We start from the raw sequence: 16,418 nt of genomic DNA on the forward strand, positions 1-16,418 counted from the left end.
GTGAAATGTAGTAAAATATTTAAGATAGTGGTCAAAGCAGATCTTTTGTGCTTTGACCTATTTTAACGGAGGGATATTGATGATAAAAACAGTTGTATCAGTTGGTCTACCGGTGTTAGAAACTTTACATATAAAAAAGAATAGCCTTGAACCTTTAAATGCAAATATGAAAGATAAACTGAAACGTATTTGCATAGTAACAGGAATCCATGGGGATGAATTAGAAGGGCAATATATATGTTATGAATTGATCAGGCGCATACAAGAGAACATGGATTTGCTATCTGGAATCGTAGATGTTTACCCATGTGTCAATCCTCTTGGTATGGAATCAATTACTAGAAGAATACCAACCTTTGATTTAGATATGAATCGTAGTTTCCCGGGAAATTTAGAAGGAGATATGTCTGAATATGCAGCGGCAAAGCTAATGGAGGACGTTTCTGGGGCTGATTTTTGTTTGGATTTACATGCGAGTAATATATTTTTACGTGAAATACCACAGGTACGTTTGGGAAAAGAGCAAGAAGCTAACTTACTGCCATACGCAAAACTTTTGAATACAGATTTTATTTGGGTGCATTCTTCACCAACCGTACAAGCAGCAAGTTTATATGATAGCTTAAATTCCATAGGAGTTCCAACGCTTTCGGTTGAAATGGGAGTTGGAATGAGAATTACAAAGCAATTTGGTGATCAATTGCTAGAAGGAATTTTTTGTTTGATGAAGGAACTTGGAATATGGCAAGGAGACGTCATTACTCCGAAAGAACCCACGATATCTACAGATAAAGATAAGGTTAGTTTAATACATGCAGAAGCCTCTGGGATTTTTTTACCTAGTGTCGAACATTGGATGGGAATACGAAAAGGAGAAATGGTTGGAGAAATCGTAAATAGCTTATCTGGCAAAGTTGAGCAGCAAATCCTTGCTCCTTGCGATGGAATGGTGTTCACACTACGTGAATATCCAGTTGTCTATAAAGGATCATTGATTGCAAGAATTTTAGGAGGTGAATAGATGTTTCAAGAAGTAATACATACCGTGAAATCACCGTTTCGTGATGATATGCATATCTTTGGATTTCGTTTTGGTAGAGGTGATAAGGCAGCTTGCATTGTTGGGCCGACACGTGGAAATGAAATACAACAGCTCTACATATGTTCTCAGTTAATTAAAGAACTTTCTCGTCTTGAGAAGACTGGAGCAATTCTAAACAATAATGAAATCCTAGTAATTCCAACATTAAATCAATTCTCTATCAATATAGAGAAACGTTTTTGGGCAATGGATAAATCCGATATCAATCGAATGTTTCCTGGAGATGAGTATGGGGAGACAACAGAGCGTATTGCAGCAAATGTATTTGAAGCAGTGAAAGGTTATAGCTATGGGATACAATTTGCAAGTTTTCATACTCCTGGCGAATTCATACCTCATGTGCGAATGATGGATACTGGAAAACAGAATTTAAGTTTAGCCAATTTATTTGGCCTACCTTATGTAGTTACAAAAAAGCCACATCCTTTTGATACAGGTACCTTAAACTATTGTTGGCAAATGGATGGAACCAATGCTTTTTCAGTGTACACACCAATGACATCAAGCATTGATGAAAAATCAGCAAGGCAAGCAGTGTCCTCAGTCTTACGTTTTTTAACTAGGATGGGAATTATAAAGTATAATTGCCATAGTGGATTTATTGCAACTATGCTTGATGAGGATTCACTTATGCCGATTACTTCAGACGTATCTGGTATTTATCGTCCTTTAAAACAACCAGGGGATGAGGTTAAATTTGGGGATATTTTAGCTGAAATTGTAGATCCAATTGAAGGTGAAGTAATCTCTCAAATCATTTCGCCAAGTGATGGAATTATTTTCTTTGCTCATAGTAAGCCACTGGTAATACAAAATTGCACGGTATATCGAATGATTCGTAGATTGCATGAGTAAAGTGATAAACTTGCATAATTCGTAGGTTATATCTATTTAAAACTACGTTTCATAATCGAAAAATAGCAGGTAGTTTCAACAAAGTATTTTATAAATAGGAAGGACAAAGGGGTCGCTATGTTCCTAGAACAAAAGAATAAAAAATTATTTTATTATGGTATTAAACGGGGGTTGCCAATTGCGTTAGGGTATATCCCTGTTTCCTTTACCTTTGGATTAATGGCTGTATCAGGAGGGATTCCTGTATGGCTTGCAATTTTTATTTCATTCAGTAATCTTACCTCAGCAGGACAGTTTGCAGGTACGAATTTAATATTAGCAGGCGCAGGATTTTTTGAAATATCATTAACAACGTTTATAATAAATCTTCGTTATATGTTAATGTCATTATCCTTATCTCAGAAAATTGAGAGTAAAACAAAACTCTGGCAAAGACTTATATTTTCTTTTGGTATTACAGATGAAACATTTACCGTAGCTTCATTAGAATCAGGTAAATTATCATTTGAGTATATGTTTGGACTTATTTTGTTACCAGCTTGTGGTTGGACGCTTGGTACTGTACTTGGTGCGATGATTTGTTCGTCGTTACCAGTGAGTCTTGCAAATGCAATGGGAATTGCTTTATATGCAATGTTTATAGCAATCATTGTACCCCCAGCAAAGAAATCAAAGGCTGTTGTTATAATTGTAGTATTATCTGTAATAATTATGTGCAGCTTAAAATATATTGCCTTATTCTCTTTTATATCGGGTGGGTTAAGAGTTATTATTGCAACGATTCTTGCTGCATCCATTGGTGCAATTTTATTTCCTATGGAGGAAACAAAAGAAGATGGAAATCATGTCACCGATATTAACGATTAATTTTTCATAGGAAGAAAATGAATATTTATTACATAAACGAAAATGAAATATGAAAGATGAAAGGTAACAAAAGATTATGAGTATACAAAAACAATTGATTGCTGTTATTTTAATGGCAGTAGTAACGTATATACCAAGAGCCTTACCAATTACGATTTTTCGAAAAGAAATAAAATCAAACTTCATAAAATCATTTCTACAATATGTACCTTATGCAGTGCTTGGAGCATTAACATTTCCGGATGTATTTACCTCAACAGGGAATGTCGTTACAGCAACTTGTGGTTTAGCTGTAGCTTTGTTTTTAGCTTGGAAGGAAAAAAGTCTTGTTATTGTAGCCATTGGTGCGGTTATTACCGTGTATTTATCACAATTTTTGGTTGTCGCATTTTGTTGATATGATTGAATTATTTTGACAAAAATGATAAAATAAAGTATAAAAAAATAACATTAGGATAAAAATGGAGGTGATATTTTAGGATGAATCGAGAAGTAAAAAAGAATAAAGAATTTTCTTCTGAAGAATTATCCGTATTTTGCGAACAGATTGCAATGCTCTTAAATAGTGGAATACCACTCTATGATGGCATAGATATGCTTTATCAAGAGATGGAAGATAAGAAGACAAAAGAAGTATTGGAACGATTAACAATTTATATGAAAGATAATATGTCACTTCATGAAGCACTTTTAAAAGTGGAATCCTTTCCAGAATATATGATACATATGGTTAAGGTGGGTGAGTACTCCGGTAAATTAGAAGAGGTTATGCACTCCTTAGCAGCTTACTATGAGCGAGAGACAAATGTAAAGGTAAGCATTCGTAATGCAATTACTTATCCAATCATCTTATATTGTATGATGTCCATAATCATACTGACTCTTGTGTGGAAGATATTACCTTTATTTGAAAATATGTTTCTTGAATTAAATGCAGAGATTTCAGCAACAACCAAGCAGATGATGACAGTTGGTATTACTGCTGGAACTGTAATCGCTATTATTACATGCATTATTATGGTATTTATTGTTGTTACACTATTATGGAAGAGGACAAAACATGGTGATAAAGCATTAAAAAATCTTGTCAGAAAGATTAGATTTACTAATAAATTGTCAGAAGAAATTGCAATTGGGAAATTTATTTCAGGCATGTCGTTAATGATTTCTAGTGGAATCAATATGGATGAAGCTTTAGAAATTGTAAAGGATATTACAGATCATAATAAGGTAAAAGAAAAAATAGTTGCATGTCAAGAGAAAGTAAAAGAGAACATTCCTATTGAAGAAGCAATCAAAGAGACTGGTTTAATTGCTGGTATGGAGAGTAGAATGATTAGTGTTGCAGGAAAGACAGGTGCAACAGACTCTGCATTTTCTAAGTTAAGTGAACAATACAATGTAAAAACGACAAATAAATTAAGCAGATTATCCACTATGATAGAAACAATCTTAGTTGTATGTTTGACCGTGATGGTTGGTGGAGTTCTTATCTCTGTAATGTTACCACTTGTTAGTATGATTTCCTCTGTTGGTTAACTAATAATGAGGGTGAAGAATAGCTGTTTGTGGGCAGCACGGAGGTTAACATGAAGAAATTTAGATTAAAGAAGAAAGAAAAAAGATTGCCACTTATAGTATCTATGGTGACCTTTACCTTCTTAATGGTAATTCTTTATTTGGGAATCAACAAATTTGAGGGTATTTTAAATGAACAGAATTTCTTATTAACAAAGCAGGCGATACATAAGGCGATTATTCAATGTTATGCAAATGAAGGTTTTTATCCAGCTTCCTTATCTTATTTAGAAGAGAATTACTACTTAACAATTGATTATGATTCTTATTATGTTTATTATGAATGTGTTGCTTCAAATTTAGTACCTGAAGTTGAAGTTTTTAAGCGTTGAAAGGAGAGCAATTACTTGTGGTAAATAAGGAACGAAAATCGTTGATTGTGGGTTTCATAAGTATTGTTATCCTTCTTTTTGTGTTTGCAATCTCTGGACTAATATTAGTGAATATTGGTTTGAATGTTTATAAGAATGTAGTACTTGCAAATAACGCAAATTTTGAATTAAGAACTTCCCTTTCTTATGTAGCTACAAAAATAAGACAAAGTGACACCGTGGGAAGAACTTACATAGAAGAGAAAGATGGAATCCCAGTTCTTGTACTTGGAGAAGAAATCGACGGGACTATATATGAGACATTAATTTATCATTATAATGGATATCTTTGTGAATTATTCCGAGAAGATGGTATGGATTACGAATTAGACTATGGTATGGAAGTTATGGAAATTAATAAGTTTACGATAGAAGAAACGGATGATGGACTACTTAAAATGGTGGCTGGCAATAAAGCTGGGGAGGAAGATAGTTTAATTATATCCCCTCGAACAAGGAGGTAATAATGGATACAGAAAAAAAACAAAACTCCTTTCGCTTACCAATGATTGAGATGGTAATTATTTTAGGTGTGTTTGCAGTCATTAGCGTACTTATTGTTAGAATGTTTGTATCAACAGATCGTATGAGTACTAAGGCTTTAAATATCAGTAGAGCTGTGATTGAGACAGAAAGTATTGCTGAAACTTTAAAAGGTAGAGAGGTATCAGAAGCATTATTTAGAGATATCGGAGCAGTAGAAGCAAAGAATACAGATGATACCTATTTTATCTATTATGATAAATATTGGAACGTATTAAAAGAAGAAGTCAAAAGTGAAGCAAAGAACGTTATTGTAATACATTTTACAGAAAGTATAAGCGAGTATGGTGATATGAATACCTATCAAATTACTGCATATGAATCAGAAGATGGTGAACAAATTAACGAAAGCGATGAACCATTATGTGATTTGACGGTGAAGAAATTGATATAGTTATTAGGAGGTCACAATGAAAAAACGAGGCTATCAAATGAATATTGGTGGTGCATCTATATTGTTAGTACTCCTAGTTTTTGCCTTAACCGTGTTTGCAATTCTTTCTATGAAAGCATCTTACCAAGAATTAATGAGAAGTGAAAACACTAGAGATTCGGTAGAAAGATATTATGAGGCAGATGCAAAATCAGAAGAAGCATTATTGTCAGTGCGAAAAATAATGAGTGAAGCAATGAAGCAAACTGATATGGCAGAAATTGATTATTTAAAAGAATATATAAAAAATGATAAGACCCTAGAATTCGACGAAAACTCCCGTGTATTGACATGTCTTGTTTTCGTAGACTATAATAAAAAAATAGAAATGAAACTAAAAATTGCGGATAATTTTAGTGACGGCTATGAAATATTAAGTCATAAGTTGCTTGTAACAGATCAAGGAACTTATGAGGATGAAGAGATTGAGATTTGGGACGGAGTTATTGACGATTAAGAAGGATGGGTTAAAAATGGATTTATTATCGATATTACAGGAAGCAGTGAGGCAAAAAGCATCCGATATATTCTTTATTATTGGACAACCAGTTGCATTTAAGTTACAGGGAGTTATAACAAGGCAGGACACGGATACCCTAACTTCTGATCAGATTGTTGGTTTAGTTAAGGAAATGTATAAAGCAGCGGATGAACGAGATTTAAACCTATTAAAAGACGGTGATGATGATTTTGCATTGTCTGTACGAGGGGTAGGGAGATTTCGTGTTAATGTCTTTAAACAAAGAGGAACGCTAAGTGCAGTGCTACGTGTGGTTTCCTTTCAGTTACCACCAAGAGACGAGTATGGAATACCACAGTCAATCATTGAGCTTAGTAACCAAAAAAAAGGCTTGATTCTAGTGACTGGTCCAGCAGGCAATGGTAAAAGTACAACACTTTCTTATATTCTTGATGAAATTAATAGCAATAGAAATTGCCACATCTTAACACTAGAAGATCCAATTGAATATTTACATAAACACAAACAAAGTATTGTTAGCCAAAGAGAAATTGGTTTTGATACACCAAACTACTCAAAAGCTCTTAGAGCAGCAATGAGAGAATCCCCAGATGTAATTTTTATTGGTGAAATGAGGGATTTAGAAACCATTGAAATTGCTATGACAGCTGCTGAAACTGGACATTTAGTACTATCAACTCTACATACAATTGGAGCAGCGAATACAATTGATCGAATTATAGATGTATTCCCAAGCAATCAACAACAACAAATACGTATTCAACTTAGTATGGTCTTAAATGCGGTTGTATCACAACAATTATTACCAGGACAAGATGGCTTAGTACCTGCATTTGAGATATTAGAAGCAAATAGTGCCATTAAAACTATGATTCGAGATGGAAAAGTACATCAGATTGATTCTGTTATTTATTCTTCTGCTAAAAATGGTATGGTTTCTATGGACAGTAGTATTTTAGAACTATATCGTAGTGGAAAAATAAGTGCTCAAACTGCAATATCCTTTAGCATGAATCAAGATGCAATGAGAAGAAATGTGAATTAATGCATAGTGAAACTATGTGTGGAAAGGAGTAAATTTGAAACTTAATAAAATTCTTACATTATTCGCAATATTATGTGTTGCATTTCTATTAAAAGGAACTAAGGCGAGTGCGGCATCGACATTTTATGAAGATAACGAAAATGGAGTTATTACCATTACTTACAATAATAAAAGTAATGCGAAGATGAAGGTGGCGGTTTCAAAAGGCTCCGAAACTTATTACTATAATCTTGGTAACGGAAAAAATACCCTTGACATTCCATTAAATATGGGAAATGGTTCATATAAAATTCGTATCTGTAAAAATATAAGTGGAACGAAATATAGCGTTATCGAAAGTAGTACAATTGAATTAGACCTTAGTGATGAGAATGAAGTATTTAAATATTCTAATGTCATAGTAAATTTTGAGGCTAGCGATAATGCCATTAAAAAAGCAAAAGAGTTAACAAAAAATTGTAAAACAGATACTGAAAAGATTAAGAAGATATATGATTACATCGTTAAGAATTACAAATATGATTACGATAAAATAGAATCTTTAAGCGCAGGTTATATACCAGATATCCAGATTATATATAAAAACAAAAAGGGTATTTGTTATGATTTATCTGCAATGATGGCGGCAATGTTACGGAGTCAAGGGATTAAGGTGAAATTAGTGACGGGTTATACCCCGAATATTGATACCTATCATGCTTGGAATACTGTTTATGATACAAAGACAAAGAAATGGTATACCATCGATACCACCTATGATGTGGCTATGTATCGTGCAGGCAAGAAGTACACGATGAGAAAAGACGCAAAAGATTATACAGATGTAAAATATCAATACTAAAATATCAATATTAAAATATCAAAATTATAATATCAACATTATAATATTAATACTAATAAAAATGGGCTGTCGCAAAATTGCGATAGCCCATTTTGGTACTAAAATATATTACTATAGTTGTTCGTTTAACAACAATTGTATAAAATAGTTCGCTGGTTCAGAAAGTGGAATACTTTCATCATATGCAGCAACTAATTTACGTGTTGGCATGGTTTCTTCTGTCTTAAGAACATATAAATTCTCATCAATTGTATTTTTAATACAAAAATCAGGAACAAAAGCAATTCCAAGGCCTATTTTAGCAAGATCAATTAATAAATCATTACTACTGATTTCGATTGCTGGAACTAAGTCTAAGGAGTTTTGTAAAAATAGATTATGCAAAAAGGCACTGGTAGTTGATAGCTTATTTAACATAAGTATCGGTAACTTCTGCAATTCTTCTAGACTTAAAGGTTTATCTCCAAATGGGAATGCATCTGGATTTGCAACAAATACATCTGTAAAATCTTTTACATCTAAAATTTTCATATTGTTATTAAGTGCAGAGTTTGGAGAGTTGGCAACAATAAGATCCACTTGATTCGTCTCTAACATTTCTGCACACTTTAAAGAGGTTCCGTTAATAATCTTAATATGAACTTCTTTATAAGTCTTATGAAATAAATTTAAATATGGTACTAAAAAGTATCGACATATGGTATCACTTGCAGCAATGCGAAGTTGCATTCCACCAGATGGTGTCGAATTAAGTAGCTGATTCTCACCGCGAGTAATCAAATTAATTGCTGGTTCTATGTGTTTTAATAACATTTCCCCTTCTTTTGTAAGACTAACACGTTTTGTACTACGAATAAATAAAACTTGGTCTAAGCGTTTTTCAAGTACTTTCACGGATTGACTAACTGCGGATTGTGAAATAAATAATTCCGTTGCTGCTTCTGAAAAACTAAGTGTTTTTGCAACATAATAAAATACTTTATATAACTCATAATTGATATCCATTTTTAGTTCTCCTTTTAACAGCCTTTCCTATTTATTGATCCTTTTATACCTTAGTATCATTATAACGTAAAATTAATGAACTAAAGTAGCGCAAAAATTAGAATGAAAGAAACAACAATCTGAATGATAATAAAACGGAAAACTGTTTGTGTATCAGACCAACCTTTGTTTTTACGTACATGGTCATGGATTGGTGTTCTTGTATTTTTAAGAATTCTAATTTTTAAGAAACGTAATAGTGCTACTTTAATTAAACCTAATCCACCATCAATAATTAATACGATAGCACAAGGAATAAATAAAAGTGCGCTACCAGTTTTTAAAGCAACAACTGCAAGGAAAAGTCCAATTGCTCTTGAACCAGCATCTCCCATTAATAATTTACTTGGAGAAGCATTAAACCATAGATAACCAAGTAAACAAATTACCATAAGTAAAATAAATTGTCCAAAACCAGCATCGCCGATTTTAGAAATGTAAATCACATAAAAAGTAATAAGAGTACAGATGGAAAGACTTCCACTTAAACCATCCACTCCGTCACTACAATTAGTAACGTTGATGGAGGCCCATATAAGAATCATAGCTAAAATAACATAAAGCCAAGCTGGTAATACAAATTCTTGACCAGTTAGCATGATCGTTAATTTGCTTGAATTAAAATTAACATAAGTAAAGGCACAAACAAAGGCGATAATTAAGTCAATTAGTCCTTTTTTATATTCGCCCCAAGGAGCTTTTGAACTATCATCTAAATAACCACTCATCATTGCAGCAATGAGCATGATTAAGTAAATAATAAGTTCGCGATTAATTGGTGCAAATAAAATCGCTGAAACGACAAAAACTAAAATAAATACGATTCCAGCACCTCTAGGTTTTCCTTGTGACAATCCACCATTTACCGCAAATGCTCGACCGCCATCGCGAGGAAGTACATTTTGCAATAGTTCTAGCAAGATGCAAGTAACCAAAAATGCGAATAGGAGACCGAAAAAAGCTATTCCTTTACCATTCGTGCTGTCAAATAATGAATATAACATAAATTTATCCTCCAAAAATATTGTCATCGCTGTTATTCAAAATATCGTTATTGCTCTATAAGCGTTCTAAAAATAAGTCACGCTTATGCAAATTCATATGTAATGAAAGATATCGATGTCTAAAATATTTTACTATAAAAGAACTGGTTTGTATATAGTTAGAATATGATATGTGTAAGATTTTATAAGGGGGGCTTATTAAATATTTAACATATATTAATTTCAATTATAAATACTACTATGCTATAATAAATATAACCATTAAATAATTTATATACACAATTTTAGAAAATAACGTAATTATGCAGTTTTCAAGTAAATTATTTTACGAAAAATGTCCATATAAAATGTTTCTGAGCGAATAGACATGGAGGTTTATGATGGAAAACGTTAAGAGAATATATGTAGAGAAAAAGGAACCATATGCTGTAAAAGCAAAAGAATTAAAAGAAGAAATTAGAAGTTATCTTGGAATTACTAAGTTAGCGAATGTTCGAGTTTTAATTCGTTATGACATTGAACATGTAAGTGATGAAACATATAAGAGTGCTCTTGGTGTTGTTTTTAGTGAGCCTCCTGTAGATATACTATATGAAGAGAAATTTCCAATGAACGAAAACGACCATGTTTTTTCTGTAGAGTATCTACCAGGTCAATTTGATCAAAGAGCGGATTCTGCAGAACAATGTGTGAAACTTTTAAATGAAAACGAAGAGCCAGTAATTAGAACAGCAACCACCTATGTTTTAACAGGAGACATTACGAAAGAAGATTTTGAACGTATTAAGATGTATTGTATCAACCCGGTAGACTCAAGAGAAACCAATGAGATTAAGCCGGAGACACTTATTATACCATTTGACGTACCAGAAGATGTAATTGTCATTGAGAACTTTAAGGACATGAAGGAAGATGACTTAAAGGAATTATATGAATCTTTAAATCTTGCAATGACCTTTGCAGATTTTTGTCATATACAAAACTATTTTAAAACGGATGAAGATAGAAATCCAACGATGACTGAGATTCGCGTGCTTGATACGTATTGGTCAGATCATTGTCGTCATACTACATTTTTAACAGAGTTAGAAAATGTTACCTTTGAAGAAGGTTATTATAAAGAGCCGATCGAAGCAGCTTATAACGATTACAAGAAAAGCCGTGATGCTTTATATCAGGGAAGAGATGATAAATACATATCCTTAATGGATATTGCACTTCTTGCAATGAAGAGATTAAAAGCAGAAGGAAAACTAGAGGATATGGAAGTTTCCGATGAAATCAATGCTTGTTCTATTATAGTACCAGTAGAAATTGATGGTAAAACAGAAGAATGGCTTGTTTTCTTTAAAAATGAAACCCATAACCATCCTACAGAGATTGAACCCTTTGGTGGTGCAGCAACATGCCTAGGTGGAGCAATTCGTGATCCACTTTCCGGTAGAGGATACGTTTACCAAGCTATGCGTGTTACTGGTGCTGCAGATCCTACGGTACCGATTAAGGATACACTAAAAGGAAAGTTGGCTCAAAGAAAAATTGTAACTGGTGCAGCCAAAGGATATAGTTCTTACGGAAATCAGATCGGACTTGCTACTGGCTTGGTAGATGAAATATATCATCCAAACTATGTTGCAAAACGTATGGAAATTGGTGCAGTCATGGGGGCAGCTCCTCGCAAGAATGTCATTAGAGAGTCCTCTGATCCTGGAGATATTATTATATTAATGGGTGGTAGAACTGGACGAGATGGCTGTGGTGGAGCAACAGGCTCTTCAAAAGTTCATACGACGGATTCCATTCATACTTGTGGTGCTGAGGTACAAAAAGGTAATGCACCAACCGAACGTAAATTGCAACGTCTTTTCCGTAGAGAAGAAGTTAGTAAATTAATTAAGAAATGTAATGATTTTGGTGCAGGTGGTGTTTCTGTAGCAATTGGTGAACTTGCAGATGGATTACACATTTTTCTTGATAAGGTTCCAAAAAAATATGCAGGCCTTGATGGAACGGAACTTGCGATTTCTGAATCTCAAGAAAGAATGGCAGTCGTAGTTGATAAAGCGGATGTGGATGCAATGCTTGCATTTGCAGAAGAAGAGAATTTAGAGGCAGTAGCAGTTGCAGAAGTTACCAAAGAGCCAAGACTTGTGATGTATTGGAGAGATAAAGTAATTGTTGATATTTCCAGAGAATTTTTAGATACCAATGGTGCACATCAAAAAGCAAGTGCAATTGTCACAATTCCAGAGAAAGAAAAGAATTATTTTAAAACAGGTGCATCTTATGTAGCTGCTGAAACGAAAAAAGCCTTAAAACAGTCTGCAAAGGATGAAAAAGAGACATTAAAAAGCGATGATAAAAGTGATGATACTATAAAAGATCAGTGGTTAGCGATGCTAGGAGATTTAAATATTTGTTCTAAAAAAGGTTTAGTGGAGATGTTTGATAGTTCCATTGGAGCGTCAACGGTTACGATGCCTTTTGGTGGAAAACATCAATTAACTCCAACACAAACAATGATTGCAAAACTTCCAGTGTTGCATGGTTCTTGTGATACTGTAACAATGATGAGCTATGGTTATGATCCATACTTATCAACTTGGAGTCCTTTCCATGGAGCAGTGTATGCAGTAATCTCCTCCGTTGCTAAAATCGTAGCAGCTGGTGGTAATTATAAAAATATACGATTTACATTCCAAGAGTACTTTAGAAGACTTGGGAATGATGCAAAGCGTTGGGGAGAACCTTTAACTGCCTTACTTGGTGCTTATGATGCACAGATTAAATTAGGTCTTCCATCCATAGGTGGCAAGGATAGTATGTCTGGAACCTTTAATGAAATTGATGTACCACCTACCTTAGTTTCTTTTGCAGTGAATGTTGCAAAGAATCAGGAAATTATCACACCTGAGTTAAAACAAGAGGGGAATTCATTAGTAGTCTTTGAAATTAACAAAGATGCATATGATTTACCAGAGTATGAAGATTTAATGAAACAATACGACCAAATCATGGAATTAGTTAAAAACGGCGTTATTGTTTCAGCCTATGCACTTGGTGCGAAAGGTATTGCTGAGGCAGTGAGTAAAATGGCATTTGGTAATCAATTTGGAGCAGAATTAGACGGTTCATTAACGGTGGAAGATTTATTCTATCCTGCCTATGGCAATATCATAGCTGAAGTATCTAAGGATAAGATGGCAGAATTGACTGGATCTGGTGCTACATTTAAAATAGTTGGCGCTGTAATAGATCAGCCAGAATTTAAATATAGAGATGTAAATATATCAATGGAAGAAGCTTTAAATGCATGGGAAAATACATTAGAGAAGGTATTTCCAACAAAATCTAATGTAGCAAAAATGAACCAAGCAGAAAAAGTTTCACAAAACTTATTCGATGCTAAGAGAGTTTTTGTTGCTAAGAATAGAGTAGCGAAACCAAAGGTATTTATTCCAGTATTCCCAGGAACAAACTGTGAGTATGATTCATTAAAAGCCTTTGAACGTGCTGGTGCAGAGGTGAATACCGTTGTATTTAAGAACTTAGATGCCACTAATATTAAAGAATCCGTTCTTGCCTTTGAAAAAGCAATCAATGATGCACAGATATTGATGTTCCCAGGTGGATTTTCAGCAGGTGATGAACCAGATGGTTCAGGGAAATTTATAGCAACTGCATTCCGTAATATCAGAATTAGTGAGGCTGTAAATGATCTTTTAAAACAAAAGGATGGTTTAGTACTTGGTATATGTAACGGTTTCCAAGCGTTAATTAAGCTTGGGCTTGTTCCTTATGGTGAAATCCTTGCGCAAAATGAAGATTCGCCAACACTTACAATGAACACAATTGGTCGTCATATATCAAAAGCTGTTTATACAAAAGTAGTATCCAATAACTCACCATGGCTTATGAAAGCTAATTTGGGTGATGTTTATACGATTCCAGCTTCTCATGGAGAAGGTCGCTTTGTTGCAAATGATGCTTGGCTTAAAAAACTTGCAGAAAACGGGCAAATTGCGACTCAGTACGTAGATTTAAATGGTAATCCTACAATGGATGAAGAATATAATCCAAATGGCTCTTATATGGCAATTGAAGGTATTACTTCACCAGATGGTAGAGTACTTGGTAAAATGGCACATTCAGAGCGTCGTGGCGATGGTGTAGCTATTAATATAACTGGCAATCAAAATCAATATATTTTTGAATCCGGCGTTTCTTATTTTAAATAATTTTATTAAATACTATTATTATTTTAGATAATCTTATTTTAATAATAGTATTTAAAATAAAGCCAATGTATTATCAAAATTCGCTTACTGACTAAAAATTGGGTGTCATAAAGTTATAATGAAGGGTACTTGCATTTAGCGAGTGCCCTTTGTTATAATTATCTAAAATTGATATATAATAGTGAAACAGGATTTTATATATCAGTTATAAACTAGATTTAAATTAGAAAATAATAATCTAGATACGCTAGGATATGCGTAAGATTGGAGGAAAATATGAAGACAGTATTAGAGAGATTTTTATCTTATGTAAAAATAGATACACAATCAAAAGATGATCAAGAAATGGTTCCAAGTACAAGTAAACAAAGGAATCTTGCAGAAGTTTTAGTAAAAGAATTAAAAGAGATGGGTGCTAGTAACGTAAGACTTTCAGATAATTGCTATGTTTATGCAACAATTCCAGCAACTATTGATAAGAAAGTTCCATCCATTGGATTCATTTCACATATGGATACTGCACCAGCAATGACTGGAACCGATGTAAAACCAAGAGTGGTTTCAAATTATGATGGTGGAGACATCGTTTTAAATGAAGCACTTGGCATTGTATTATCTCCAAATCAGTTCCCTAAATTAAAGGACCGTGTTGGTGAAGATTTAGTTGTAACTGATGGAACCACATTACTTGGTTCCGATGATAAAGCTGGTGTTGCTGAAATTATGACAATGGCAGAGTATTTACTTACTCATAAAGAAATCCCTCACGGAGAGATTCAAATTGGATTCACTCCAGATGAAGAAGTTGGAAGAGGCGTAGACTTTTTTGATGTAAAAGGCTTTGGTGCTGAATTCGCGTATACAGTAGATGGTTCTACACTTGGTGAAATTGAGTATGAGAACTTTAATGCTGGTAATGTAAAAGTAAAAATTAATGGTAGAAGCATTCATCCAGGAAGTGCAAAAGGTAAAATGATTAATGCAATTTTACTTGGTATGGAACTTCAATCTATGTTGCCAGTAGAACAAAATCCTGCTTATACAGAAGGATACGAAGGATTTTATCACTTAGATCATATTGAAGGTAATGTAGAAGCAGCATCTATGGTTTATATCATCAGAGATCATGACCGAGTAAAATTTGAAGAGAAAAAACAATTCTTTAAGAGCGTATGTGATTTCTTAAATCAAAAATATGGTGAAGGAACCATTGAGTGCGAAATCAAAGATAATTATTACAATATGAAAGAAATGGTGGAACCACACATGCATTTAATTGATAATGCAATAAAAGCCATGGAGGAACTTGGTATTACACCAATGATTTCACCAATTCGTGGTGGTACGGATGGAGCTAGACTTTCTTATATGGGATTACCTTGCCCTAACTTATGTACTGGTGGAGAAAACTATCATGGAAAGTATGAGTATGTTTCTGTACAATCTATGGAAAAAACAGTAGAGATTATTCTTAAAATTATTGAACTTTATGGAAGAGCATAAATAGATAGTCATACGTGAGTTCAGATTCTAAAATCAGTATTTAAAGGGAAAATCGGAAGTTTATTGGAAGGAATATATCGGTGTGTTTGATATTAATCAGGTCATTGATTATATTTAATGAATATAAAATTTAAATTGACATTGCGTTAAACTTCTGCTACACTAAAGTGCAATAAACCTAACCATTGGTTAATATTAATAAGGCTGTGACAGGGAGGAGTACATACTCATTTGATGCCAAGAGAGAAGGCGGTTGGTGTAAGTCTTCGTGAGATGAGTAACGGAAGTAGCCCTTGAGCTTTGAACCGAACATTTTAGTAGGCTTCAACGGAAGATTCCACCGTTATAAGGAAGTAGTATTTAGTACATTCTTTGTATCAATGACGATTACAAGTCAGATTGTATTATGTACTATAAAGTGCAGAGTTAATTCTGAAATTAGGTGGTACCACGGATGTTACGTTCGCCCTAAGCCTTTGGCTTATGGCGGGCGTTTTTTTATACATATTTGGA

At 33.7% G+C, this 16,418-nt stretch carries 15 protein-coding genes and 1 other annotated feature; of the genes, 13 read left to right on the forward strand and 2 right to left on the reverse strand.

The features are described 5' to 3' along the window. Positions 1–79: 79 nt before the first annotated feature. The 11 genes from BN4220_RS09520 (at position 80) to BN4220_RS09570 (ending at position 8,116) form a co-directional block, all read left to right on the forward strand. Positions 80–1,021, forward strand: a complete 942-nt coding sequence (locus BN4220_RS09520; RefSeq protein WP_066715673.1) for a M14 family metallopeptidase — start codon at positions 80–82, stop codon at positions 1,019–1,021. Next, positions 1,022–1,957: a M14 family metallopeptidase gene (locus BN4220_RS09525; RefSeq protein ID WP_066715674.1), complete on the forward strand. Its 936-nt coding sequence runs from the start codon at positions 1,022–1,024 to the stop codon at positions 1,955–1,957. Between the two features lie 117 nt (positions 1,958–2,074). Next, positions 2,075–2,824: an AzlC family ABC transporter permease gene (locus BN4220_RS09530; RefSeq protein ID WP_066715675.1), complete on the forward strand. Its 750-nt coding sequence runs from the start codon at positions 2,075–2,077 to the stop codon at positions 2,822–2,824. 82 nt (positions 2,825–2,906) lie between these two features. After that, positions 2,907–3,221 carry an AzlD domain-containing protein gene (locus BN4220_RS09535; protein ID WP_347477137.1) on the forward strand — a complete coding sequence of 105 codons (315 nt, stop codon included), beginning with the start codon at positions 2,907–2,909 and terminating at the stop codon, positions 3,219–3,221. An 83-nt stretch (positions 3,222–3,304) separates the two neighbouring features. Next, positions 3,305–4,363: a type II secretion system F family protein gene (locus tag BN4220_RS09540; protein WP_066715677.1), complete on the forward strand. Its 1,059-nt coding sequence runs from the start codon at positions 3,305–3,307 to the stop codon at positions 4,361–4,363. Positions 4,364–4,413: 50 nt separating this feature from the next. Continuing rightward, positions 4,414–4,734 (forward strand): hypothetical protein, encoded by a 321-nt coding sequence (locus BN4220_RS09545; RefSeq protein WP_066715678.1) that lies wholly within the window; start codon positions 4,414–4,416, stop codon positions 4,732–4,734. A 17-nt stretch (positions 4,735–4,751) separates the two neighbouring features. Then, positions 4,752–5,237: a DUF4860 domain-containing protein gene (locus BN4220_RS09550; RefSeq protein WP_197467918.1), complete on the forward strand. Its 486-nt coding sequence runs from the start codon at positions 4,752–4,754 to the stop codon at positions 5,235–5,237. 2 nt (positions 5,238–5,239) lie between these two features. Further along, positions 5,240–5,710, forward strand: a complete 471-nt coding sequence (locus tag BN4220_RS09555; RefSeq protein WP_066715680.1) for a type IV pilus modification PilV family protein — start codon at positions 5,240–5,242, stop codon at positions 5,708–5,710. Between the two features lie 16 nt (positions 5,711–5,726). Continuing rightward, a complete protein-coding gene (locus BN4220_RS09560) occupies positions 5,727–6,206 on the forward strand; it encodes a hypothetical protein (RefSeq protein WP_066715681.1) in 480 nt (159 codons plus the stop codon). Between the two features lie 16 nt (positions 6,207–6,222). Next, positions 6,223–7,275: a type IV pilus twitching motility protein PilT gene (locus BN4220_RS09565; RefSeq protein WP_066715682.1), complete on the forward strand. Its 1,053-nt coding sequence runs from the start codon at positions 6,223–6,225 to the stop codon at positions 7,273–7,275. A 34-nt stretch (positions 7,276–7,309) separates the two neighbouring features. Then, positions 7,310–8,116, forward strand: a complete 807-nt coding sequence (locus BN4220_RS09570) for a transglutaminase-like domain-containing protein (RefSeq protein WP_066715683.1) — start codon at positions 7,310–7,312, stop codon at positions 8,114–8,116. A gap of 111 nt (positions 8,117–8,227) precedes the next feature. On the opposite strand, the gene BN4220_RS09575 is transcribed toward BN4220_RS09570, so the two are convergent. Beyond that, positions 8,228–9,121 carry a LysR family transcriptional regulator gene (locus tag BN4220_RS09575; protein ID WP_066715684.1) on the reverse strand — a complete coding sequence of 298 codons (894 nt, stop codon included), beginning with the start codon at positions 9,119–9,121 and terminating at the stop codon, positions 8,228–8,230. Positions 9,122–9,201: 80 nt separating this feature from the next. Then, complete coding sequence (locus tag BN4220_RS09580) at positions 9,202–10,164, reverse strand: phospho-N-acetylmuramoyl-pentapeptide-transferase (protein ID WP_066715685.1); 963 nt, start codon at positions 10,162–10,164, stop codon at positions 9,202–9,204. A gap of 380 nt (positions 10,165–10,544) precedes the next feature. On the opposite strand from BN4220_RS09580, the gene BN4220_RS09585 reads away from it, so the two are divergent. Together BN4220_RS09585 and pepT are read left to right on the forward strand one after the other, a co-directional pair. Then, complete coding sequence (locus BN4220_RS09585; RefSeq protein ID WP_066715686.1) at positions 10,545–14,402, forward strand: phosphoribosylformylglycinamidine synthase subunit PurQ; 3,858 nt, start codon at positions 10,545–10,547, stop codon at positions 14,400–14,402. Positions 14,403–14,678: 276 nt separating this feature from the next. Further along, positions 14,679–15,905 (forward strand): peptidase T, encoded by a 1,227-nt coding sequence (gene pepT, locus BN4220_RS09590; protein ID WP_066715687.1) that lies wholly within the window; start codon positions 14,679–14,681, stop codon positions 15,903–15,905. Positions 15,906–16,102: 197 nt separating this feature from the next. Next, positions 16,103–16,379, forward strand: a binding site (T-box leader). Positions 16,380–16,418: the final 39 nt, after the last annotated feature.

The organism is Clostridium sp. Marseille-P299, from assembly GCF_900078195.1.
Lineage (GTDB): Bacteria > Bacillota > Clostridia > Lachnospirales > Lachnospiraceae > Lachnoclostridium.

Bases quoted from the DNA above. Each gene is read 5' to 3' on its own strand.
- BN4220_RS09520 (WP_066715673.1), top strand. From the start codon at position 80: ATGATAAAAACAGTTGTATCAGTTGGTCTACCGGTGTTAGAAACTTTA.
- BN4220_RS09525 (WP_066715674.1), top strand. From the start codon at position 1,022: ATGTTTCAAGAAGTAATACATACCGTGAAATCACCGTTTCGTGATGAT.
- BN4220_RS09530 (WP_066715675.1), top strand. From the start codon at position 2,075: ATGTTCCTAGAACAAAAGAATAAAAAATTATTTTATTATGGTATTAAA.
- BN4220_RS09540 (WP_066715677.1), top strand. From the start codon at position 3,305: ATGAATCGAGAAGTAAAAAAGAATAAAGAATTTTCTTCTGAAGAATTA.
- BN4220_RS09545 (WP_066715678.1), top strand. From the start codon at position 4,414: ATGAAGAAATTTAGATTAAAGAAGAAAGAAAAAAGATTGCCACTTATA.
- BN4220_RS09555 (WP_066715680.1), top strand. From the start codon at position 5,240: ATGGATACAGAAAAAAAACAAAACTCCTTTCGCTTACCAATGATTGAG.
- BN4220_RS09560 (WP_066715681.1), top strand. From the start codon at position 5,727: ATGAAAAAACGAGGCTATCAAATGAATATTGGTGGTGCATCTATATTG.
- BN4220_RS09565 (WP_066715682.1), top strand. From the start codon at position 6,223: ATGGATTTATTATCGATATTACAGGAAGCAGTGAGGCAAAAAGCATCC.
- BN4220_RS09575 (WP_066715684.1), bottom strand. From the start codon at position 9,121: ATGGATATCAATTATGAGTTATATAAAGTATTTTATTATGTTGCAAAA.
- BN4220_RS09580 (WP_066715685.1), bottom strand. From the start codon at position 10,164: ATGTTATATTCATTATTTGACAGCACGAATGGTAAAGGAATAGCTTTT.
- BN4220_RS09585 (WP_066715686.1), top strand. From the start codon at position 10,545: ATGGAAAACGTTAAGAGAATATATGTAGAGAAAAAGGAACCATATGCT.
- pepT (WP_066715687.1), top strand. From the start codon at position 14,679: ATGAAGACAGTATTAGAGAGATTTTTATCTTATGTAAAAATAGATACA.